This is a genomic window from Aureimonas sp. AU4 (assembly GCF_001463765.1).
Classification (GTDB): domain Bacteria; phylum Pseudomonadota; class Alphaproteobacteria; order Rhizobiales; family Rhizobiaceae; genus Aureimonas.
Map to the genome: position 1 here is coordinate 1 of NZ_BBWK01000125.1, position 297 is coordinate 297.

1 protein-coding gene is annotated in these 297 nt (G+C 67.3%); it reads right to left on the reverse strand.

Annotation, left to right across the window (positions count from 1 at the left end; translation table 11 throughout):
* Positions 1-297: IS3 family transposase (locus AUL35_RS21385; protein WP_156418161.1), on the reverse strand; the 297-nt coding region annotated here is incomplete at both ends.

Consider the following 297-nt stretch of genomic DNA (forward strand, 5'->3'; position numbering starts at 1 on the left):
AAGAAGTCCAGGCTCCAGCGTTGGTTGGCGGCCACGGGTGGTTCGATCGGGCGACGGGTTCCCATGGCCCTCTTGCGCCCGCCGCGACGACGGACGGCCAGCTTCTCCTCCCGATAAAGCCGCTGGATGCGCTTGCGGTTGACCGCATGGCCCTCCCGTTTCAGCAGGACATGCAGCCGCCTGTAGCCAAAGCGTCGGCGTTCGCCCGCCAACTCCTTCAACCGTTGCCGAAGCATACCATCGTCAGGCCGCGTTCCCGCGTAGCGCACGCTCGCCCGGTCCGCGCCAATGACCCGG